Source organism: Erwinia sp. AK-PDG3-5, from assembly GCF_056821705.1.
The window spans coordinates 3,769,090-3,792,708 of sequence record NZ_CM165967.1; the positions used below are offsets into that span (position 1 = coordinate 3,769,090).

Genomic DNA, 23,619 nt, shown 5'->3' on the forward strand with positions numbered 1-23,619 from the left:
AACTGTCAGGCGTAGCCGTAGTTCATCAAACGCTGGTAACGACGGTCCAGCAGTTCTTCAGTACTCAGCACGTCCAGTTCGGCCAGGTCGGCCAGCAGCTGGGCTTTCAGTGTGGCACCAATCACCAGCGGCTCGCGATGCGCTCCGCCTAATGGCTCTGGGATCACCGTGTCGATCAGCTTCAGTTCTTTCAGACGCGGAGCAATAATGCCCATCGCTTCTGCGGCCAGCGGCGCTTTATCAGCGCTTTTCCACAGAATTGAGGCACAGCCTTCCGGTGAAATCACCGAATAGGTGCTGTACTGCAGCATGTTTACTTTGTCGCCAACGCCGATAGCCAGCGCGCCACCGGAACCACCCTCACCGATAACGGTACAGATGACCGGCACTTTCAGACCTGACATCTCACGCAGGTTGCGTGCGATGGCTTCGGACTGACCGCGCTCTTCTGCGCCAACACCTGGATATGCACCCGGGGTGTCGATAAAGGTGATGATCGGCATTTTGAAGCGCTCGGCCATCTCCATCAGACGCAGTGCTTTACGGTAGCCTTCTGGAGCAGGCATACCGAAATTACGACGGATTTTCTCTTTGGTTTCGCGGCCTTTCTGATGACCAATGATCATCACCGGGCGACCATCCAGACGAGCGATACCGCCAACAATGGCTTTATCATCCGCGTAGGCGCGATCGCCTGCCAGCTCGTCAAAGTCAGTAAACACGTTGCGGACATAGTCCAGCGTGTAAGGACGCAAAGGGTGACGCGCTAATTTCGCGATCTGCCATGCGCCCAAATCGGAGAAGATCTTACGGGTCAGCTCGACGCTTTTCTCACGCAGACGCTGAACTTCTTCATCCAGATTAATATCCAGTTTTTCATCCTGACGGCCAACCGATTTGAGCGAATCAATCTTCGCTTCAAGTTCTGCGATTGGCTGTTCGAAATCCAGGTAATTAAGACTCATAATATTCCTGTTTTAGTCAAACTCCAGTTCCACCTGCTCCGACCCTATCAGCGACCGCAGTTCGTTGAGTAAACGATCGCTGGGCGACACACGCCAGGCTGCGCCAAAGCGCAACTTCGCCCGTGCATCCTCTCTCTGATAGTAGAGATGTACCGGAATGGTCCCCGAACGATGGGGTTCCAGGGATTGACGGAGACGGTTCAAAAGCTGGTCATCAATTTGCCTGTCCGTCAGCGAGATAGCAAGCCCACGAGCATATTTTTCACGGGCTTCATCAATGTCCATCACATCGCGGGCGGTCATTTTAAGCCCGCCGCTGAAGTCATCGAAGCTGACCTGTCCGCTGACGATCAGGATACGGTCTTTTTCCAACAAATGCTGGAACTTCTCTAACGCATCTGTGAATAACATCACTTCCAGACGACCAGAACGGTCGTCCAGCGTGCAGATGCCAATCCGGTTACCGCGTTTTGTTACCATTACGCGGGCCGCCACCACCAGACCAACTGCCATGGTCATTTTGCCACGATCGGTCGGGTGCATGTCTTTCAGGCGCATTCCCCCCACGTAGCGCTCGATCTCTTTCAGATACTGATTGATCGGGTGGCCGGTGAGGTAAAGCCCCAGGGTTTCTCTTTCGCCATCCAGCTGGACCTGTTCAGGCCAGCGCTTGATGTCTGCATAGGATTTTTCGATGTGTGCCGGCTCTTCCGCCAGCACGCCGAACATATCGGCCTGGCCGATCGCTTCCGCTTTCGCATGCTGATCGGCGGCTTTCAACGCTTCTGGCAGCGCGCTCATCAGGGCGGCACGGTGCGGCCCCAAACGGTCAAACGCGCCGGACATCACCAGCTTTTCCAGCACGCGGCGGTTAAGCTTTTTGGTGTCGGTACGGGCGCACAGGTCGAACAGCTCGCGGAAGTAGCCGCCTTCATTACGCGCTTCGATGATCGCTTCAATCGGGCCTTCGCCCACGCCTTTAATGGCACCGATGCCGTAAACAATTTCGCCGTCATCGTTGACGTGGAACTGATACTGTCCGGAGTTGATATCCGGAGGTAACACCTTCAGCCCCATGCGCCAGCATTCATCGACCAGACCGACCACCTTCTCGGTGTTGTCCATATCGGCGGTCATTACCGCGGCCATAAATTCGGCCGGGTAGTGCGCTTTCAGCCACAGCGTCTGATAAGAGACCAGCGCATAGGCTGCGGAGTGGGATTTGTTAAAACCGTAACCGGCAAATTTCTCTACCAGGTCGAAGATTTTAACCGCCAGCTCACCTTCAATACCCCGCGACTTGGCGCCATCTTCAAAGCCACCGCGCTGTTTGGCCATCTCGACCGGGTTCTTTTTACCCATCGCACGACGCAACATGTCCGCACCGCCCAGGCTGTAACCAGCCAGAACCTGGGCAATCTGCATGACCTGTTCCTGATACAGAATGATGCCATAGGTTGGCTCCAGTACCGGCTTCAGGGATTCATGCTGCCACTGGATATCCGGGTAGGAGATCGCTTCACGGCCGTGCTTACGGTCGATAAAGTTATCTACCATGCCTGACTGCAGCGGACCCGGACGGAACAGCGCCACCAGGGCGATCATATCTTCAAAGCTGTCGGGCTTCAGACGTTTGATCAGATCTTTCATGCCGCGTGATTCAAGCTGGAAGACCGCGGTGGTCTCAGATCGCTGCAGCATATCAAAGCTTTTTTTATCGTCCAGCGGGATCGCGGCGATATCGATTGGCGCCTCGCCCTGCTTCTTGCGCCGGGCGTTGATCATCGCCAGTGCCCAGTCGATGATGGTCAATGTGCGCAGACCGAGGAAGTCGAACTTCACCAGCCCGGCATATTCCACATCGTTCTTATCAAACTGGGTTACCGGGAAGTTGCCGTTTTCATCGCAATACAGCGGCGCAAAATCGGTGATTTGCGTCGGTGCTATCACCACACCACCGGCGTGCTTACCGGCGTTACGCGTGACGCCTTCCAGCTTGCGCGCCATATCGATCAGCGCTTTAACTTCTTCGTCGGCTTCATAGATTTCTGGCAGCTGCGGCTCGGCCGCAAAGGCTTTTTCCAGCGTCATGCCGGGCTCTGGCGGGATCAGCTTGGAAATACGATCGACGAAGCCATACGGATGACCCAGCACGCGCCCAACGTCACGCACCACGGCTTTTGCCGCCATGGTACCGAAGGTGATGATCTGAGATACCGCTTTACGGCCATACATCTCGGCCACGTGCTCAATCACCAGATCGCGCTTTTCCATGCAGAAGTCGACGTCGAAGTCGGGCATCGATACACGTTCCGGGTTCAGGAAACGTTCGAACAGCAGGTCAAACTCAAGCGGATCGAGGTCGGTAATTTTCAGCGCATAGGCCACCAGCGATCCGGCACCGGAACCACGACCTGGCCCTACCGGCACGTCGTTATCCTTCGACCACTGGATAAACTCCATCACGATCAGGAAGTAGCCCGGGAAGCCCATCTGGTTGATCACGTTCAGCTCGATTTCGAGGCGATCGTCATATTCAGGCCGTTTTTCTGCCCGCACTGCCGCATCCGGGAACAGGAATTCCAGACGCTCTTCCAGCCCTTCCCGCGATTTCATCACCAGGAAGTCTTCGGTGGTCATTTCGCCCGTCGGGAACTGCGGCAGGAAGTACTCACCCAGGCGGATGGTGACGTTACAACGCTTAGCAATTTCTACGCTGTTAGCCAGCGCTTCGGGGATGTCCGAGAACAGCTCGCACATCTCCTCTTCGGTTCGCAGATATTGCTGAGGGCTGTAGTTTTTCGGTCTTTTGGGATCGTCGAGGGTGAAACCATCGTGGATCGCCACGCGGATTTCATGGGCATCAAAATCGCCAGCTTCCAGGAAGCACACTTCGTTGGTAGCAACCACGGGAATGCTGTTGGCAATGGCCAGCTCGACGGCAGCATGAACCCAGGTCTCTTCATCCTGGCGTCCGGTGCGGATCAGCTCAAGATAGTAGCGCTCAGGGAAGTATTGCTGATAGAACGCCAGGCACTCGGCAACCTGGGCATGGTTACCGCGCAGCAGCATCTGGCCAACGTCGCCACGACGCCCGCCGGAAAGTAGGATCAACCCTTCGCCCAGCTCGATCAGCCAGTCACGATCGATGATCGGACCGGCGGCACCATAACCACGCTGGTAAGCTTTTGAGATCAACAGGGTGAGGTTCTGATAACCGGTGTTGTTCGCCGCGAGGATCGTCAGCTGGCCCAGATCGTCGCCCATCGCGTCACTGCTAACCTTAAAGTCCGCACCGATGATCGGCTTAACGCCCTGACCGTGGGCACCGCCGTAGAATTTCACCAGGCCGCACAGGTTAAGGTAGTCAGTGATCCCAATGGCCGGCATGCCCAGAGAGGCAGCTTTTTTCACCAACGGGCCCGTCTTGGCTAATCCATCAACCATGGAGTAGTCACTGTGAACGCGTAAATGAATAAAACGAGGTTCGGCCATCTTGGATCCCACTTAAGGCTGAGGGGTGAAAATTACAGGGTCTGTCCGGCTGAAGCCGCAACGTCGGCATCCAGTATCGCATTACGCACCGGTGCAAAACTGCGACGGTGATGCGGTGTTACGCCATGCTGCGCCAGTTTTTCCATATGCAGTGCGGTCGGGTAGCCTTTATGCTGAGCAAAACCGTACTGTGGGAACAGCACATCCAGCTCGCTCATTTCCCGGTCACGCGTCACCTTGGCAATAATAGACGCCGCGCTGATTTCACGCACCAGGCTGTCGCCCTTGACCACCGCCAGAGAAGGCATCGCCAGCGCCGGGCAACGGTTTCCATCAATCAATACAAAGTCTGGACTGATATGCAGTCCGGCAACAGCACGCTGCATCGCCAGCATGGTGGCATGCAGGATATTCAGCCGATCGATCTCTTCCGGCTCAGCCCGACCTACGCTCCAGCTTAACGCCTTCTCGACTATCTCATCGTACAACGCCAGGCGGCGTTTTTCAGACAGCTTTTTGGAATCGGCCAGACCCACTATCGGACGGGCTGGATCGAGAATAACCGCCGCGGTCACCACAGCGCCGACTAACGGGCCACGCCCTACTTCGTCCACGCCGGCAATGCAGGTCGCGTCAGGATAGATAAAGTCGCTCATGGACAGAGTTCCAGTACGGCAGCCGCGGCCTGCTCATCGGCATTCCAGCGGATTTGATGATGAAGTTCGGTAAAGGTTGCCAGCAACTGGTCGCGGGTGTCGCCTTCTGCCAGTAAAGGTTCCAGCGCGGCAGCCAGCAGATCGGGCTGACACTCTTCCTGCAGCAGCTCTTTCACCAGTTCACGGCCCGCCAGCAGGTTAGGTAACGACACGTAGTCCGTTTTCACCAGTCGCTTGGCCAGCCAGAAGGTGAAGGGCTTCATGCGGTAACCGACCACCATCGGGCATTTAGCCAGCATACACTCCAGTGCAGCGGTACCGGACGCCAGCAATGCCGCATCGCTGGCAACCATTGCCTGACGCCCTTTGCCATCCAGCAGATGCATTTTCAGGTCTGGCGCCACTTCGGCTTTAATTCGTTCGAACTGTTCACGGCGGCGCGGGTTAACCAGCGGCACCACGATTTCCAGCTCTGGCCATTTCTGGCGCAATAATACCGCCGTTCTCAGGAAGTCAGCGCTGAGCATCTCAACTTCCGCATTGCGGCTGCCCGGCAGCAAGGCCAGGCACGGCGTTCCCTCAGCAATCCCCAGCTCCAGACGCGCAGCGCGTTTATCTGGCTGGATCGGCATCGCATCAGCCATGGTATGGCCGATAAAACGACAGGGAACGTTAAAACGATCGTAGAACGCTTTTTCAAACGGCAAAAAGGCCAACACCAGATCGGTAGAGCGGCCAATTTTGAACACGCGTTTCTGGCGCCAGGCCCAGACAGACGGGCTGACGTAATGAATGGTACGAATACCGTTCTGCTTAAGATGCCCTTCAAGGGTAATGTTGAAGTCAGGCGCATCGATACCGACGAAGACATCGGGCTGCAAAGCAGTGAAGCGTTTGGTCAGATCGCGACGGATTTTCAGCAGGCGAGGCAGACGTTCAAGCACCTCAACAATCCCCATCACCGCCAGCTCTTCCATCTCGTACCAGGCTTCACAACCCTCAGCCTGCATCAGCGGTCCGGCAACGCCGACAAAGCGGGTTTCCGGGTGCTTTTCTTTGAGTGCACGGATAAGACCGGCACCAAGAATATCGCCGGAGGTTTCTCCGGCGACAAGGGCAATCGTTAAAGGATGCTTTGGCATGAGTTAACGAATCAAACCCCGCGTAGAGCGAGCGAAGAAATCGTAGAACGGCTGCACTTCTGGATGCTTGCTGGCAATCTCTGCGATTTCTGGCTTCGCTTCTTCCAGCGTTTTGTTGCTGCGGTAAAGGATCTTGTACGCATTTCGGATCGCGTGTAAGGCCTCTTTACTGAAGCCACGACGCTGTAGCCCTACCAGATTGATACCAAACGGTGTGGCATGGTTACCCTGGGCAATGACGAATGGCGGCACATCCTGGGCTACGCCAGAACAACCGCCAACCATCACGTGCGCACCGATAATGCAGAACTGATGAATCGCTGTCATCCCACCAATAATGGCAAAGTCATCCACAACCACATGGCCGCCCAGCGTTGCGTTGTTGGCGAGGATACAGCGATCGCCAATAATGCAGTCATGAGCAATATGTGCGTTAACCATCAACAGGTTATCGCTGCCCACTTTGGTCAGGCCGTCAGCCTGAGAAGTGCCACGGTGAATAGTGACGCTCTCACGGATGCTGTTACGGTCGCCCACTTCCACTCGGGTTGGCTCGCCAGCGTACTTCAGATCCTGGTTAGCTTCACCAATGGTGGCGAACTGATAAATGGTATTGTCTTTGCCAATACGGGTGTGACCATTGACCACCACATGAGATTTCAGGACAGTGCCTTCACCAATCTCAACATTCGCCCCAATAAAACAGAATGGGCCGATATGGACGCGAGCGCCAATGACGGCGCCCTCTTCAATGACGGAACTTGGATGGATTACAGCAGTTTCATCAATCACGAATTATCCCTCACGGCTGCGGGCACACATCATCGTTGCTTCACAGACAATTTTACCGTCTACGGTTGCCACGCCTTTAAAGCGTGTCAGACCACGGCGGGTTTTCTCGAAGGTGACTTCCATGATCATCTGATCGCCAGGCACGACAGGGCGCTTGAAGCGCGCGTCATCAATCCCTGCGAAGTAGTACAGCTCGCCAGGTTCCAGTTTGCCTACGCTTTTAAACGCCAGAATACCGGTTGCCTGAGCCATAGCTTCTAAAATCAGCACGCCTGGGAAAATCGGCTTACCAGGGAAATGGCCCTGGAAAAACGGTTCGTTGACCGAGACATTCTTCACTGCGCGCAGGAACTTGTGCTCTTCAAACTCAAGGACGCGGTCTACCAATAAAAACGGGTAGCGGTGAGGCAGCAGTTCAATAATCTCTTCAATCTTCAGAGTATGAGTTTCAGTAGTCAAAATACTCTTCCTGTCCTAAAAAATTCTGATGGCATCAATAACACGGCCTGCAAAGATCATCCGCAGGCCGCAAATCAGGTTCTGTGCGCCGGGCTTCCTTGCTTAGCATTCTAATTCTACCCTGTGGGGTAATGTCAGCTGGTCAAGGTGCTGGGAAGGCGTTTAGTCTTTGTCGACTTTACGCTCGATGGCTTTTAAGCGTTTGCTTATTTCATCGATATTCATCACCAGCGCTGCCGTTTTGCGCCAGGTTTTGTTGGGTTGCAGTGGAATCCCGGAGGAGTATACCCCAGGTTCGGTAATTGGTCGCATGACCATTCCCATTCCGGTGACCGTAACTTTGTCACAAATTTCCATGTGACCATTAATTACGCTTGCACCACCAATCATGCAATAGCGGCCGATTTTCAGGCTGCCTGCCATGATGACGCCACCCGCAACCGCGGTATTGTCGCCAATCACAACGTTATGTGCAATCTGGCACTGGTTATCAATGATAACACCATTCCCGATCTGAGTGTTATCCAACGCGCCGCGATCGATGGTGGTACAGGCACCAATCTCAACACGATCGCCGATGATCACCGTTCCGAGTTGCGGGATTTTCACCCAATTGCCACGATCGTTAGCGTAACCAAAACCATCCGCACCGATGACGGTGCCAGACTGAATCAGGCAACGCTCGCCGATCTGAATTTCATGATAAATAGAGACGTTGGCCCACAAACGGGTTCCGGCGCCAATGCGGGTATTTTTCCCGACGAAACAACCGGCACCAATCACCACGTTATCGCCCAGCTCAACGCCAGATTCGATAACGGCATTTGCGCCAATAGAGACATGTTGACCCAGCTTAGCGCTGGCATCGATCACCGCGCTCGGCGCGATGTCTTTGGCAGGCTGCGGCGTGCTGTCCAGTATCTGAGCCATGCGGGCATAAGTCAGATAAGGATCTTTCACCACCAGAGCGGCGCCTTGAACGCAGTCCAGATCCGCTTCCGTCAGCACCACGGCGGAGGCCTTACAGGTGACGAGCTGCTCGCGGTAACGGCTGTTAGAGAGAAAAGTGATTTGACCGGATTGGGCGGATTGCATAGAAGCAATGCCGGAGATGACGAGTTCGCCATCTCCGTGCAAATCTGCATCCAACTGCTGGGCTAAATCAGCCAGTCGAATTGAAGACATCGATTATTTAACCTGTTTCAGAACATCAGCAGTGATGTCTTTAGATTTAGCTGCATACGCAACAGCGTTCGCATCAACAACGACGTCGTAACCTTCATCATCAGCAACTTTCTGCACAGCATCCTGAATACGGCTCAGGATTTTGTTACGTTCTTCTGCCTGGCGACGACGGTTATCCTGCTCGAAAGCCTGAGCTTTAGTAGAGAAGGCTTCACGCTGAGCCATAACGTCTTTTTCCATACGGCTGCGATCGCTAGCCTTCATGGTAGAGCCGTCACGCTGCAACTTCTGCATTTTAGTCTGCAGATCGCGTTCCATACCCTGCAGCTCAGTTGCACGGCCTTTGAACTCGTTTTCAAGCTGTTTCGCAACTGTCGCACGCGCCGGTAACTGTTGGAAAATGCTGGAAACGTTCACCACTGCAATTTTATCTGCAGCCTGGGCACCAGCGGAAACCGCCAGAGCGATAGAGAGGCCTGCGGCACACAACAACTTTTTCACTATAAACTCCTTACCATCAACGTTTGTGTCTTCGACACATGTGTTGCGCGTTAAGGCAACCACGCAGGTTGCCATTAAACGTCGCGATACTCACTTACACGCTTCCGTGCGAAACCGCCGTTACCAGGTTTTACCGATGTTAAACTGGAACTGCTCGGCCTTATCTCCATCATACTTTTTGAACGGCTGGGCGTAAGAGAACACCAGTGGACCCAGTGGAGACATCCACTGCAGTGCCAGACCCGCCGACATACGGATGTTGCCCGGATCGCTGTAATCAGGAATACCCGCGGCACGTGTTTCGGCCGTGTTTTCCCAATTGGTATCCCACACTGTACCGGCATCGACAAACAGCGATGTACGGACAGAGTTGGCATACTTCTCGCTCAGGAACGGTGTTGGGGTGATCAACTCCGCGCTGGCCGTAGCCAATGCGTTACCACCAACCGCATCGCTGGAATCACACAGCGTGCCCGTAGAGCAGGTATCCGAACCATTATTGTAGTAGGCCGCTTTAGGACCGATGGTGTTAGAACGGAAACCACGCACGGTGCTGGAACCACCGGCATAGAAGTTCTCGTAGAACGGCAGTTCTTTGCCGCTCAGACCATCGCCATAACCGACTTTACCGCGACCCAACAGAACCCAGGTACGATCCTGATTCAGCGGAACATACTGCTGAGTATCCAGCGTCGCTTTGTAGAAGGCGTTATCCGATCCCGGTATCGTCACTTTACCATTCAGGTTGGTACGGTTACCGGACGTTGGGAAGAACCCACGGTCCAGGTTGTTGTATGTCCAACCATAGTTGAAGGTGAAGTCATCTGCTGCATAATCTGCATCTTCCGACAGGCTAGGATCCTGACCGACCGAACGCAGATAACGGAACATTGATACCTGTGGCTGCATGTTGGACAGGTCGTTGTGCACGTAACCCAGACCGACACGCAAGGTGTTATTTTCGTTAACCGGGAAGCCCAGCGTACCGTCTAAACCATAGCTCTTATTGGTATAGTCAGACAGGTCAGCATCATCCGCTTTAAAGTCGTTATAGAACACACGACCACCCAGGCTGACACCATCGACCGTGAAGTACGGGTCGGTCAGTGAGAATTCAGCATAGGTCTGATAATCGTTTTTGGTGCCGCTAATACCGACGGTATTACCCGTACCTAACCAGTTTTCCTGCGTCACGCCAACCTGGAAGCTGACGCCACTCTCGGTGCCGTAACCAACGCCGAAGTTGAAGGTACCGGTGTTACGTTCTTTTACCTTGTACACCACGTCAACCTGGTCTGGTGAGCCTGGCACGCGCTGCGTGTCGGTATCAACCGTCTCAAAGTAACCGGTACGGTTCAGACGCTCTTTCCCCTGCTCAACCAGGTCGCTGCCCAGCCATGCACCTTCCATCTGGCGCATTTCGCGACGCAGAACGGAATCTTTGGAGGTGTCGTTACCTTCAAAGCGCACTTTACGCACGGAGTAACGGTTGCCCGCATCGACGTTGACGTGCAGCTTCACGGTTTTATCAGCATCATTAATTTCTGGCTGCGTCGATACGCGTGGATACGCGTAACCATAACGGCCCAGCATCTTCTTGATGTCATCTTCCATTTTGGTCACTTTGGCGCCGTTATACAGCTCGCCTGGCTTGACCTTCGACAGCTGCTCAACTTCAGCTGAATGGCCAGCCATGCTGCCGTTAACCACAACGCCAGAAAGCTTGTACTGATCGCCTTCGGTGATGTTGATGGTGATGTAGATGCCTTTTTTGTCCGGCGTCAGGCTGACCTGAGTCGAATCAATGTTGAAACGAGCATAACCACGATCGAGGTAGAAGCTGCGCAGGGTTTCAAGGTCACCCGCCAGTTTCTGCTTCTGGTATTTGCGATCGCCAACGACGTTCCACCATGGCACTTCATCACGCAGTGAGAAGCGGGAGATCAGTTCATCAGACGAGAAGGCTTTGTTGCCGACCACGTTGATTTGCTGGATCTTGGCAGAAACACCTTCGGTAAAGACCAGTTTCAGATCGACACGGTTACGCGGCAGCGGTGTGACCACAGCTTTTACGCTGGCGCTGTACTTACCGACGCTGTAGTAGAAGTCTTCAAGCCCTTTCTCAATGGATGAGATGGTGGTGCGGTCAAGGGCTTCACCCACGCGCACGCCAGAGGCTTCAAGGTTCTGCTTCAGCATGTCATCTTTCACCGCTTTGTTACCGGAGAAGGTGATGCTGGCAATCGTTGGGCGTTCTTTCACCTGGACGATCAGCGTAGTGCCGTCGCGCAGGACCTGTACGTCTTCGAAGTTCCCGGTCGCGAAGAGAGCACGGATAGTATTACTGATATCATCATCGGAGACGGTGTCTCCCACGCGGACAGGCATACTCAGCAATGCCGCGCCGACGGCGACTCGCTGCAGGCCTTCGAAATGAATATCCTTCACTACGAAGCCGTCTGCCGCGTATACGGTAGCGCTGCTAAACAGCAGCGACGCTATGAGCAACTTTTTCATCGCCATCGTTGTTATGCATTCTTCCTAACTGGTTCTCACGGGTAGTTTACCTGTTGGCAGACTAAAGACGCGAGAAATCATTGAATAGTGCAAGCCCCATTAACAGCACCAGCAAAATAGAGCCAATGCGATAACTGAAGTCCTGAACTCGCTCAGACACCGGCCCACCTTTGATCTTTTCGATCGCCAGGAACAGCAAATGTCCACCATCTAATACCGGCAACGGGAACAGATTGATAATCCCGAGGTTCACGCTGATCAAAGCCAGGAACATCAGGTAGTAGATCAAACCATATTCCGCCGACATCCCAGCACCCTGGGCGATTGAAATCGGCCCGCTGAGATTGTTCAACTTCACTTCGCCGACAATCAGTTTGCCCAGCATATTGACCGTCAGTTTCATCAGCTGCCAGGTTTTGGCGCTAGCCTCACCGATCGCTGCAAACGGACCATACTGGCGTACCGTTTTAAATTCATCCGGCAGAGGAACAATGCGTGGGATCACCCCGGCAAACCCTTCTGCTTTACTGCCTGGCTTCACGTCTGGCGTCAGTGTCACTGTGACTGGACTGCCCTGTCGCTCAATGTCTACCGCCAACGCTTTACCCGGATTATCGCGAACCAGAGTGACAAAACGCTGCCACTGGTCCACCGGCTGACCATCGACTTTAACGATCCTGTCGCCCGCTTGCAAACCCGCCTTACTTGCCGCCGAGTTCGCCTGGACTTCTGCCAGCACCGTTTCGATCTGAGGTCCACGCGGCTTAATGCCGAGTGAAACAACAGGATCCTGCTTATCCGGTTCGAACTGCCAGTTGCGCAGATCGAGCCGCTTGTCACTAACCTGAGAAGAGCCAAACGGTGCCACGCTCAACGTGGTTTGCTGGTCGCCAATTTTCGACACCAGCGCCATACGCACAGCATCCCAGTCAGGCGTTTCGATACCGTCAACGGCTTTAAGTTCCATCCCAGGCGTAATTTGAGCCTCAGCTGCCTGCGAACCGCTCACTATTTCGCCAACAACCGGGCGAACACCTGGCACACCGATGATAAACACCAGCCAATAAGCGAAAATGGCAAAGATGAAATTGGCGATGGGACCGGCACTAATAATCGCCGCGCGTTGCAGCACGGTTTTGTTATTAAACGCCTGGTTACGCAGCTCAGGCGGCACGCTTTCAATACGCTCATCGAGCATCTTGACGTAACCACCCAAGGGGATCAGAGCAATGACGTATTCCGTTCCCTGTTTATCGGTCCGGCGCCACAGCGCTTTACCGAAACCAACAGAGAAGCGTTCAACCTTGACACCACAACGACGGGCCACCCAGAAGTGGCCAAACTCGTGCACGGTGATCAGTACGCCAAGGGCAACGATAAATGCCCCAAGGCTCCAGAGAATGCTTAGCATAGGGTCCCTTATAGCGTCCCGAAAACCAGCAACAACAGACAGGCGAACACAGGAACGGCTGCAGTCAGGCTGTCGATACGGTCAAGGATGCCCCCATGTCCGGGGATCAAATTACCACTGTCTTTAATGCCGGCTTCGCGTTTGAACATGCTCTCGGTTAAATCCCCTAACACCGAGGCCAGTGCGGCGACCAGTGAACAAACCAACAGGGTAACAGGCGAGATAGTCAGCGGCGCCCAGAGGCCAAATAGCCAGGCAATCAGTGCAGACGTCAGCAGGCCACCAAAGAACCCTTCCCAGGTTTTCCCCGGTGAGACTTTAGGTGACAGCTTGTGTTTACCAAACAGGCGGCCAAACATGTAGGCACCGGAATCAGCGCCCCATACCAGCAGCATCACGTACAGCAGCCACCAGGCACCGGCAAAATGATCGGTATCGTAGTGATACTGGCGTAACGTCAGCATCCCCCAGAAGAACGGCACAATGGTCAGGACACCGAACAGCAGGCGAAGCGCTTTAGACGAGCGCCAAAACGAGGCCGAGCCGGGATAAGAGAGCACCAGCAGCAAGGCTACGATCCACCAACAAAGGGCGGCCCATAGCGAACCGGCAACCTGTGGCAGGTGTACCGAGTGCTGATAAGCAGGAAGAGTGAACATCATAAAGGCGAGCAGCAGTCCACACAGGACTGCCAGCCAGATGCGTTGCGAGCGGGTCGCGAAGCCCGCAAACTGTCCCCATTCCCAGGCGGCAAGCATGCATACCACCAGGGTCACAATGGCAAATCCAGGAGGCGGAAGCAGGAACAGCGCTGCAATCACAATCGGGATAAGTATAAACGCGGTAATCAGGCGAGACTTCAGCAAAGATTACCCCCAGTGCGCTTAGGCGCCGCCGGGTGCTGCACCGCCGAAGCGACGCTCTCGTTGTGCAAACGCATTCAGTGCACCTTCAAAGACTTGTTCATCAAAATCAGGCCAGAGAACATCGGTAAAGAAGAACTCTGCATAGGCAACCTGCCACAGCAAGAAGTTACTGATTCGATGCTCTCCCCCTGTCCTTATTACCAGATCCACGGGAGCCAGTTCATTGAGGCAGAGATACTGACCAAGGGTTTCTTCCTCGATCTGATCAGGACGGATAAGACCTTCCTGAACCTGCTCTGCTATTTTTCTGACGCCATGGATGATATCCCAACGTCCGCCATAATTCGCGGCAATGTTGAGGGTTAGTCCATTATTTTGTTGAGTAAGTTCCTCAGCGCGACGAATACGCTCCTGCAGACGGTCACTGAATCGGCCGATGTCGCCAATAATCCGCAGACGAACATTGTGCTTGTGCAGACTTTTCACTTCGCTGTCGAGTGCCCAGACGAACAGCTCCATCAACGCCATCACTTCCTGCGGAGGACGGTTCCAGTTTTCGCTGCTGAATGCATAAAGCGTCAGCGCAGTGAGATTGTTGCTGACAGCAAAGCTCACCGCACGACGAACAGACTTCACTCCGGCTTTGTGGCCAGAGATACGCAATTTTCCACGGGTTTTGGCCCAGCGGCCATTGCCATCCATGATGATGGCTACGTGACGGGGATTCTCCCCTTCTTGCAAGTCATCGGTTTTTAGTTGATTTTCGGACGACATAACGCGTAATTATTTCCTTTAATCAGAAATACAACGGCTTCTGAAATATCTTACCCGCTCGACGTAAGAAAACCGTGCTAAACACGGTTTGTATCCCCGCTACATCGCAACGAATAACTGAATTAGCGGCCGAAGACTATACCATCTCCGCCCTCGCCTCACAAATAGCGGCGCGCTAATTGGCTGAATTATCGGGCTTCAGAGAAGCGCGACAGCTGGGCCTGAGCAACCGCTCGTGCCTGTCTGTCAATCTCCAGCACCGCTTCAACGCTGTCCGGTTCCGCACAGGAAAGCGCCTCCAGCACGGCCAAATTGACCGCAGCAATATCGGTAAAGCGAATTTGCGAATCCAGAAACGCGGCAACCGCAATTTCATTGGCCGCATTCAGCGTGGTGGTCGCCGCTTGTCCGGCAGAACAGGCGTCAATAGCCAGCTTCAGGCAGGGATAGCGAGCATAATCCGGCTCGGCGAAAGTCATCGCCCCCATGCGGGTGAAATCCAGTGGCTTCGCCCCGGACGGCACACGCTGTGGCCAGGCCATCACATGCGCAATCGGTGTGCGCATGTCGGGTGATCCCAGCTGAGCCAGTACGCTGCCATCACGGTAACGCACCATCGAGTGGATCACCGACTGCGGATGCAGGATGACTTCCATCTGGGCATCGGTCGCATTAAATAGCCAGCGGGCTTCGATATATTCCAAACCTTTGTTCATCATGGTGGCGGAATCAACGGAGATCTTGCGCCCCATTGACCAGTTCGGATGCGCGCAGGCCTGATCGGGAGTCATACTCTTGAGCAGGTCCAACGGCGTGTCACGAAAAGGGCCACCCGACCCCGTGAGGATAATGCTATCAATGCCATTATCTTCCAGAGAAGCGTATCCTAACTGTTGCTGGAGGGAAGCAGGCAAACTCTGAAAAATGGCGTTGTGCTCGCTGTCGACGGGTAACAGCTGTGCTTTTGAGGCACTGACCGCCTCCAGAAAAAGCTGGCCGCAGGTGACGAGCGACTCTTTATTCGCCAGAAGAACCTGTTTTCCGGCACGAATTGCGGCTAACGTAGGCAATAATCCTGCCGCACCAACAATTGCCGCCATAACCTGATCGACATCATCCAGCGCAGCAAGATCGCAGGCAGCCTGTTCGCCACTGAACACCTCGGTCGCCACATTCAAACTTTTCAGACGAAGTCGCAGGGCCGCTGCCGAGTGTTCATCGGACATTGAGGCATAGGCCGGACGGAAGGCCAGACACTGTTCAGCCATCAGCTCAACATTGTGGCCTGCGACCAGTGCCTTAACGACAAACAGCTGTGGATTAGCCTGGACGACGGCCAGCGTGCTGGTGCCAATAGAGCCCGTTGAACCGAGGATGGTCAATTGCTTCATGAGGTTGCTCTGTGTCAACTCCGCCGCCAGGGAAAGCCTTTCCCTGCACGCCAGATAAGAGAATAAATGCAAAACGCCGCAAGACTGACCACTCCAAAGAACGGCAATCTGTACGGCGTTTCATCGGAACCATGACAGACTTAGAAGTCCATCAGCTCCGCTTCTTTTTCTGCCAGCGCAGTATCAATTTTCTTGATAAAGACGTCGGTCATTTTCTGAATGTCATCCTGTGAACGATGTTCATCATCTTCACTGATTTCTTTGTCTTTCAGCAGCGCTTTCACTTTATCGTTCGCATCACGGCGAACGTTACGCACGGACACACGGCCCTGCTCTGCTTCACCACGAACGACTTTGATCAGGTCTTTACGACGCTCTTCAGTCAGGGCTGGCAGAGGAACACGGATATCGCTGCCCGCTGAACTTGGGTTAAGACCCAGGTCAGAAGTCATGATTGCCTTTTCTACAGCAGCACTGATAGAACGGTCAAACACGTTGATTTTCAGTGTGCGTGAATCTTCCACGGTCACGCTGGCCAGCTGGCGCAGAGGCGTTGAAGAACCGTAATAGTCGACCATAATGCCGTCAAGAATGCTTGGCGAGGCGCGGCCAGTACGGATTTTGCTGATGTGGTTTTTGAATGCTTCGACGCATTTTTCCATGCGCGTTTCAGCATCTTTTCTGATTTCGTTAATCACGTTGGAACCCTTGGATTCTGGTTACCAGGCAGGCTCTGAACACAAAGCCCGTTTCAAAATAATCTATGACGATCCTGAGTGTAGCGTGCAACACGCCACAAAGGCAGAATATACCTTATTTTACGCAGCGACTGATATTATTGCGTAATCAGGGTGCCTTCTTTTTCGCCCATCACCACGCGGCGCAGCGCGCCAGGTTTGTTCATGTTGAACACACGGATCGGCAGTTTGTGGTCACGGGCCAGCGTAAAGGCCGCAAGATCCATGACTTTCAGTTCTTTATCGAGCACGTCGGTGTAGCTGATCTGGTCGTACAGGGTCGCATCTGGATTCTTCACCGGATCGGCCGAGTAAACGCCATCCACTTTGGTGGCTTTCAGCACCACGTCAGCTTCAATTTCGATACCACGCAGGCAGGCTGCGGAGTCGGTGGTGAAGAACGGGTTACCGGTACCGGCCGAGAAGATCACCACGCGGTTGTTACGCAGCAGGCTAATGGCTTCTGCCCAGCTGTAATTATCGCACACGCCATTCAATGGGATTGCGGACATCAGGCGGGCATTCACATAGGCACGATGCAGAGCATCACGCATTGCCAGACCATTCATCACGGTCGCCAGCATGCCCATATGGTCGCCCACTACGCGGTTCATTCCAGCCTGCGCAAGACCCGCGCCACGGAACAGATTACCACCACCGATAACCACACCTACCTGAATGCCCAGTTCTACCAGTTCTTTCACTTCCTGAGCCATACGGTCCAGCACGCTGGCATCGATGCCGAAGCCTTCGGCACCTTGCAGCGCTTCGCCACTCAGTTTAAGCAGAATACGTTGATATACAGGTTTTGCATTGGTCGCCATGGTGTATTTTCCCGAATGGTTTAATCGATGTGAGGAGTAAAATCTGGACTATCATCCTCTTAGCATCGGAGAAATGCTATTGGGATGAGACTGAAAATGGGTGGAACGAAAGACAGATAAAAAAGAACCGCCGATTGGCGGTTCTTATCGTTCATTAAGACTGCTTGGACATCGCCGCAACTTCTGCTGCGAAATCTGTTTCAGCTTTCTCAATGCCTTCGCCCACTTCAAAGCGGATGAAGTTAACAACGTCTGCATTTTTCTCTTTCAGCAACTGGCCCACAGTTTTAGATGGGTCAATAACGAAAGGCTGGCCAGTCAGAGAAACTTCGCCGGTGAATTTCTTCATGCGGCCTTCAACCATTTTCTCTGCGATTTCTTTCGGCTTGCCAGACTGCATGGCGATGTCCAGCTGAACCTGGAACTCTTTCTCAACCACTTCAGCAGACACATCTTCAGGCTTAACGAATTCTGGCTTGCTGGCAGCAACGTGCATTGCCAACTGCTTAACCAGCTCTTCGTCAGCGCCGGTAGCGGCGATCAGAACACCGATGCGAGCACCGTGCAGGTAGCTACCCAGCACATCGCCTTCCAGGATGGAAACGCGACGGATGTTGATGTTTTCACCGATTTTAGCAACCAGTGCAACGCGCTCTTCTTCGAACTGGGCTTTCAGCACTTCAACGTCAGTGATTTTGCCCGCAGCAGCAGCGTCCAGCACTTTGTCAGCAAAGGCCTGGAAACCACCGTCTTTAGCGACGAAGTCAGTCTGGCAGTTTACTTCCAGAATCACGCCGAAGTTGCCTTCGATTTTGGTTTTGATCACGCCATCAGCAGCAACGTTGCCTGCTTTCTTAGCAGCTTTGATCGCGCCAGATTTACGCATGTTCTCGATCGCCAGCTCGATGTCGCCGTCAGCTTCAGTCAACGCTTTTTTGCAATCCATCATGCCAGCAGCAGTACGCTCGCGCAGTTCTTTTACCAGAGCAGCGGTAATAGCAGCCATTCTATAATCCTCGGTTAGCTTGCATCGGTCAGCGAGAGCCTGAGAGGTTCGCCACTGATGCCTGGTCTCGGGAGAAACATTCTGCCCCGCCGTAATCACAACCGGCAAAGCGAATTCGAATAAAATAAAGGGGCCAATGCAGGCCCCTTACAGATTAACATCTGACGTCTAAGGGCTCTCGGGAGAGCGATCCTTATTACTCAGCTTCGGCGAATTTTTCTTCAGCCTGCTGAGCCAGGTCCTGAGAGCGACCTTCACGTACAGTAGTCGCTACTGCAGTCAGGTACAGGCTCACAGCACGGATTGCATCGTCATTACCAGGAATGATGAAGTCAACGCCGTCTGGATCAGAGTTGGTATCAACGATAGCAAAGACTGGGATACCCAGGTTGTTTGCTTCTTTGATAGCGATGTGTTCGTGGTCAGCGTCAACAACGAACAGTGCGTCAGGCAGGCCGCCCATGTCTTTGATACCGCCCAGGCTATTTTCCAGCTTGGCCAGTTCGCGAGTACGCATCAGCGCTTCTTTCTTGGTCAGTTTATCGAAGGTACCGTCCTGAGACTGGATTTCCAGGTCTTTCAGACGTTTGATGGACTGACGAACGGTTTTCCAGTTAGTCAGCATGCCACCCAACCAGCGATGGTTTACGAAGAACTGATCGCAGCTCAACGCAGACTCTTTTACTGATTCGCTTGCAGCGCGCTTAGTACCAACGATCAGGATCTTACCTTTACGGGAAGCGATCTTGTTCAGTTCAGCCAGAGCTTCGTTGAACATTGGTACAGTTTTCTCAAGGTTGATGATGTGAACCTTGTTACGAGCACCGAAGATGAATGGCTTCATTTTCGGGTTCCAGTAACGGGTCTGGTGACCGAAGTGTACACCGGCCTTGAGCATGTCGCGCATGGAAACAGTTGCCATGATTACCTCTATAGAATGATTTGGGGTTAAGCCTCCATGTATCCCATACAACCGACCCGGCAGACTGCTTACGCAGGCGTTCAGGCACCCCGGAGTATGTGTCGATACATGTGTGTTATTTACACATAATGAGAGTTATGCGTTTCCCTGTAGAACTTCCCTACAGAGAATCGTCGGCGCGCTTTATACCACAAAGCGCCCTGTGAAGCCAAGTTTTGTTAGCAACAGCCCACCCTGACACAAACTGCAATTGGCAGAGCAAGGGTGGGCTGCTACCATTGCTGCACTTCCTTTATTATTGTCGAAAATAGCGACAACTGCGGACAAAATTGATGGCAATTACAATTAAAACCCCTGAAGAAATCGAAAAAATGCGCGTGGCGGGCCGTCTGGCTGCTGAAGTGCTGGAAATGATTGAAGAACACGTGAAGCCGGGCATCAGCACCGGTGAACTGGATCGCATTTGTAACGATTACATCGTCAATACGCAGAAAGCGGTCTCAGCCAGCCTGGGCTATCACGGCTTCCCAAAATCTGTCTGTATCTCGATTAATGAAGTGGTTTGCCACGGCATCCCAAGCGACGAGCGTATTTTGAAAGATGGCGATATCGTCAATATCGACGTCACGGTGATCAAAGATGAGTATCACGGCGATACCTCAAAGATGTTTATCGCCGGCAAGCCAACCATCCAGGGTGAGCGCCTGTGCCGCATCACTCAGGAGAGCCTGTATCTGGCGCTGCGGATGGTAAAACCGGGCATTCGCCTGCGGACCATTGGCCGTGAAATCCAGAAGTTTGTTGAAGCTCAGGACTTCTCCGTGGTGCGCGAATATTGCGGTCACGGCATCGGCAAAGGCTTCCATGAAGAGCCACAGGTGCTGCATTACGATGCCGATGACGGCGGCGTGGTGCTTCAGGCCGGTATGGCATTCACCATTGAACCGATGGTAAATGCCGGTGATTACCGCATTCGCAGCATGAAAGATGGCTGGACGGTAAAAACCAAAGATCGCAGCCTGTCGGCCCAGTATGAGCACACCATTGTGGTGACGGAAAACGGCTGTGAAATTATGACACTGCGCAAAGATGACACCATTCCCGCCATCCTGACGCACGACGAGTAACCGCTCGTTAAATAAAAAAACCGGCTGAGGCCGGTTTTTTTTGATCTCAGGCTGGTGCTGGCGCTATTGTCAGTGTTGATTTTTCCTATTCTGACTCGCAGAGCATTTAGCAGGAGCACTGGCGTGACCAAAACCCTCAAGGATTACAAGAAGTCTGGCTCCCCTGCCCACTGGGCGGATGCGGAGTTGACCCGCGAATCCCTCAAACAACACCTTGAGCAATTTCATCAGCTGCTGGCCGTCGAGTTTGATGCTGGCGCAGAAGTGGAAGCGCTGATTGATGCACGCACACTGTTTATTGACCGCCTGCTTCGACGCCTGTGGCGCTTTTATGGCTTCCCGGAAAAGGACGGCATCGCGTTAGTGGCGGTCGGTGGCTATGGTCGTGGTGAACTGCACCCGCTTTCCGATATCGATGTGTTGATCCTCAGCCGCCTGCCGCTCTCCGAACAGGATGCACAACGCACCAGCGAATTACTGACGCTGATGTGGGATTTGAAGCTGGAAGTCGGCCACAGCGTGCGCACGCTGGAAGAGTGTCTGCTGGAAGGTCTGTCCGATCTGACGGTGGCCACCAACCTGATTGAGTCCCGCATGTTGACCGGCGACGTGGCGCTGTTCCTCGAGCTGCAAAAGAACGTCTTCAGCGATGGCTTCTGGCCGTCTGACCGCTTCTTTGCCGCCAAAATTGAGGAGCAACAGGAGCGCCACCTGCGCTATCACGGCACCAGCTATAACCTTGAACCCGACATCAAAAGCAGCCCCGGTGGCCTGCGCGACATTCATACCCTGCTGTGGGTGGCCCGCCGCCATTTCGGCGCCACCTCGCTGGATGAGATGGTCGGTTTTGGCTTCCTGACCGACGTGGAGCGCAATGAGCTTAACGAGTGCCAGACGTTCCTGTGGCGTATCCGTTTTGCCCTGCATCTGACGCTGCCGCGCTACGACAACCGCCTGCTGTTCGATCGTCAACTGACCGTGGCCCAACGCCTGAACTATCAGGGCGAGGTGAATGAGCCGGTCGAACGGATGATGAAAGATTTTTACCGCGTCACCCGCCGCATCAGCGAGCTCAACCATATGCTGCTGCAGCTGTTTGATGAGGCGATTCTGGCGTTGGGCACCGATGAAAAACCCCGCGCTATTGACCATGAGTTCCAGGTCCGCGGATCGCTGATCGATCTGATTGATGAAACGCTGTTCGCCCGCGAGCCGGAAGCGATCATGCGGATGTTCTACGTCATGGTGCGTACGCAAAGTATCACCGGCATCTATTCAACGACGCTGCGTCAGCTCAGGCATGCGCGTCGCCATCTCAAGGAGCCGCTGTGTCACATTCCGGACGCGCGTCAGCTGTTCCTCGCGATCCTGCGTCATCCGGGAGCCGTCAGCCGGGCGCTGGTGCCGATGCATCGCCACAGCGTGCTGTGGGCGTATATGCCGCAGTGGGCCAACATTGTCGGACAGATGCAGTTCGATCTGTTCCATGCCTATACCGTTGATGAACACACCATTCGCGTGCTGCAAAAGCTGGAAAGTTTCGCCAGTGAAACCACGCGTCCTCGTCATCCGCTGTGTGTTGAGATTTGGCCGCGCCTGCCACAGGTTGAACTGCTGCTGATGGCCGCGCTGTTCCACGATATTGCGAAAGGACGTGGCGGCGATCACTCCATTCTCGGGGCGCAGGATGCGCTGGAGTTTGCCGAACTCCACGGGCTTAATTCCCGTGAAACCCAGCTGGTCGCCTGGCTGGTTCGCCATCATCTGCTGATGTCCGTCACCGCCCAGCGTCGGGATATTCAGGATCCGACCGAGATACAGCAATTTGCCGAAGTGATGCAGAATGAGAATCGCCTGCGCTACCTGGCTTGCCTGACCGTTGCCGATATTTGCGCCACTAACGAAAACCTGTGGAACAGCTGGAAGCAGAGCCTGCTGCGCGAACTGTTTTTCGCCACCGAGAAACAGCTGCGTCGGGGTATGGAGAACAGCCCTGACCTGCGTGAACGGGTACGCCATCACCGTTTGCAGGCGCTGGCGCTGTTGCGGATGGACAATATCGATGAGCAGGCGTTAAACCATATCTGGGGACGCTGCCGTGCCGACTATTTCCTGCGTCACACGCCAAACCAACTGGCGTGGCACGCGCGCCATCTGATGAATCACGATCTGACCAAACCGATGGTGCTGGTCAGCCCGCAGGCAACCCGAGGCGGCACGGAGATCTTTATCTGGAGTCCGGATCGCCCATACCTGTTTGCCACGGTAGCCGGAGAACTGGATCGACGGAACCTCAGCGTGCATGACGCGCAGATCTTCACCAGCCGTGATGGCATGGCGATGGACACCTTTATCGTGCTGGAGCCGGATGGCAGTCCGCTGGCCGCCGATCGCCATGAAATGATCCGCCAGGCGCTGGAGCAATCCATCAGTCAGACCAGCTGGCAGTCACCGCGTCCGCGCCGCCAGTCATCCCGGCTCAAGCATTTCAGTGTCGAGACCGAAGCCAAATTTTTACCGACCCATACCGATCGCCGAACCTATATGGAACTGATCGCGCTGGATCAACCTGGACTGCTTGCCAGAGTGGGTGAAGTGTTCGCCGATCTCGGGGTTTCGCTGCACGGCGCACGCATCAGCACCATTGGCGAACGCGTCGAGGATTTGTTTATTCTGGCCAACAGTGAACGTCGTGCCCTCAGTCCGGAATTGCGTGAAGTGTTGCAACAACGGTTGACAGAGGCCCTTAATCCAAACGATAAAGTGTGACCCAGCTTTAATTTTTAACACGCCTTGTGGGGCAGAGTGAGCGGGTTCGGCCAGCCGAAATCCGCGAAACCTTCCCGCAC

Annotated in this window: 19 protein-coding genes; 2 read left to right on the forward strand and 17 right to left on the reverse strand. The window is 54.0% G+C overall.

Features of this window, described 5'->3' with window-relative positions; genetic code table 11:
- Positions 1-5: 5 nt before the first annotated feature.
- The 17 genes from accA to rpsB form a co-directional block, all read right to left on the reverse strand.
- Positions 6-965, reverse strand: coding sequence for an acetyl-CoA carboxylase carboxyl transferase subunit alpha (accA, locus tag AC1UKS_RS17640; RefSeq protein WP_482434688.1), 960 nt, complete (start codon positions 963-965; stop codon positions 6-8).
- A 12-nt stretch (positions 966-977) separates the two neighbouring features.
- Positions 978-4,460, reverse strand: a complete 3,483-nt coding sequence (dnaE, locus tag AC1UKS_RS17645) for a DNA polymerase III subunit alpha (protein ID WP_053145531.1) — start codon at positions 4,458-4,460, stop codon at positions 978-980.
- 32 nt (positions 4,461-4,492) lie between these two features.
- On the reverse strand, positions 4,493-5,116 hold the full coding sequence (rnhB, locus tag AC1UKS_RS17650) for a ribonuclease HII (protein WP_482434689.1): 624 nt from the start codon (positions 5,114-5,116) through the stop codon (positions 4,493-4,495).
- On the reverse strand, positions 5,113-6,258 hold the full coding sequence (gene lpxB, locus AC1UKS_RS17655) for a lipid-A-disaccharide synthase (RefSeq protein ID WP_482434690.1): 1,146 nt from the start codon (positions 6,256-6,258) through the stop codon (positions 5,113-5,115). The genes rnhB and lpxB overlap by 4 nt, the downstream gene beginning before the upstream one ends.
- Positions 6,259-6,261: 3 nt before the next feature.
- Positions 6,262-7,050, reverse strand: a complete 789-nt coding sequence (gene lpxA, locus AC1UKS_RS17660; protein WP_265908782.1) for an acyl-ACP--UDP-N-acetylglucosamine O-acyltransferase — start codon at positions 7,048-7,050, stop codon at positions 6,262-6,264.
- 3 nt (positions 7,051-7,053) lie between these two features.
- Positions 7,054-7,509, reverse strand: a complete 456-nt coding sequence (gene fabZ, locus AC1UKS_RS17665) for a 3-hydroxyacyl-ACP dehydratase FabZ (protein WP_013200855.1) — start codon at positions 7,507-7,509, stop codon at positions 7,054-7,056.
- Between the two features lie 162 nt (positions 7,510-7,671).
- The gene (lpxD, locus tag AC1UKS_RS17670; RefSeq protein WP_206404396.1) at positions 7,672-8,694 is read right to left on the reverse strand and encodes a UDP-3-O-(3-hydroxymyristoyl)glucosamine N-acyltransferase; all 1,023 of its coding nucleotides are present in this window, start codon (positions 8,692-8,694) and stop codon (positions 7,672-7,674) included.
- Between the two features lie 3 nt (positions 8,695-8,697).
- Positions 8,698-9,195: a molecular chaperone Skp gene (skp, locus tag AC1UKS_RS17675; protein WP_013200853.1), complete on the reverse strand. Its 498-nt coding sequence runs from the start codon at positions 9,193-9,195 to the stop codon at positions 8,698-8,700.
- Positions 9,196-9,315: 120 nt separating this feature from the next.
- Positions 9,316-11,718 carry an outer membrane protein assembly factor BamA gene (gene bamA / locus AC1UKS_RS17680; RefSeq protein ID WP_013200852.1) on the reverse strand — a complete coding sequence of 801 codons (2,403 nt, stop codon included), beginning with the start codon at positions 11,716-11,718 and terminating at the stop codon, positions 9,316-9,318.
- Between the two features lie 55 nt (positions 11,719-11,773).
- Entirely contained in the window at positions 11,774-13,123 is a 1,350-nt protein-coding gene (gene rseP, locus AC1UKS_RS17685) for a sigma E protease regulator RseP (protein WP_482434691.1), read from the reverse strand.
- Between the two features lie 8 nt (positions 13,124-13,131).
- Positions 13,132-13,989 carry a phosphatidate cytidylyltransferase gene (cdsA, locus tag AC1UKS_RS17690; RefSeq protein ID WP_013200850.1) on the reverse strand — a complete coding sequence of 286 codons (858 nt, stop codon included), beginning with the start codon at positions 13,987-13,989 and terminating at the stop codon, positions 13,132-13,134.
- 18 nt (positions 13,990-14,007) lie between these two features.
- Complete coding sequence (gene ispU / locus AC1UKS_RS17695; protein WP_013200849.1) at positions 14,008-14,763, reverse strand: (2E,6E)-farnesyl-diphosphate-specific ditrans,polycis-undecaprenyl-diphosphate synthase; 756 nt, start codon at positions 14,761-14,763, stop codon at positions 14,008-14,010.
- A 188-nt stretch (positions 14,764-14,951) separates the two neighbouring features.
- Positions 14,952-16,154 (reverse strand): 1-deoxy-D-xylulose-5-phosphate reductoisomerase, encoded by a 1,203-nt coding sequence (gene ispC, locus AC1UKS_RS17700; protein ID WP_482434692.1) that lies wholly within the window; start codon positions 16,152-16,154, stop codon positions 14,952-14,954.
- Positions 16,155-16,294: 140 nt separating this feature from the next.
- The gene (frr, locus tag AC1UKS_RS17705) at positions 16,295-16,852 is read right to left on the reverse strand and encodes a ribosome recycling factor (RefSeq protein ID WP_013200847.1); all 558 of its coding nucleotides are present in this window, start codon (positions 16,850-16,852) and stop codon (positions 16,295-16,297) included.
- Positions 16,853-16,989: 137 nt separating this feature from the next.
- Positions 16,990-17,715, reverse strand: coding sequence for a UMP kinase (gene pyrH, locus AC1UKS_RS17710; protein WP_013200846.1), 726 nt, complete (start codon positions 17,713-17,715; stop codon positions 16,990-16,992).
- A 154-nt stretch (positions 17,716-17,869) separates the two neighbouring features.
- Entirely contained in the window at positions 17,870-18,721 is an 852-nt protein-coding gene (tsf, locus tag AC1UKS_RS17715; RefSeq protein ID WP_013200845.1) for a translation elongation factor Ts, read from the reverse strand.
- A 196-nt stretch (positions 18,722-18,917) separates the two neighbouring features.
- Positions 18,918-19,643 (reverse strand): 30S ribosomal protein S2, encoded by a 726-nt coding sequence (gene rpsB / locus AC1UKS_RS17720; RefSeq protein WP_013200844.1) that lies wholly within the window; start codon positions 19,641-19,643, stop codon positions 18,918-18,920.
- Positions 19,644-19,975: 332 nt separating this feature from the next.
- On the opposite strand from rpsB, the gene map reads away from it, so the two are divergent.
- Together map and glnD are read left to right on the forward strand one after the other, a co-directional pair.
- Entirely contained in the window at positions 19,976-20,770 is a 795-nt protein-coding gene (map, locus tag AC1UKS_RS17725; protein ID WP_013200843.1) for a type I methionyl aminopeptidase, read from the forward strand.
- A 123-nt stretch (positions 20,771-20,893) separates the two neighbouring features.
- A complete protein-coding gene (gene glnD / locus AC1UKS_RS17730; RefSeq protein WP_482434693.1) occupies positions 20,894-23,539 on the forward strand; it encodes a bifunctional uridylyltransferase/uridylyl-removing protein GlnD in 2,646 nt (881 codons plus the stop codon).
- Positions 23,540-23,619: the final 80 nt, after the last annotated feature.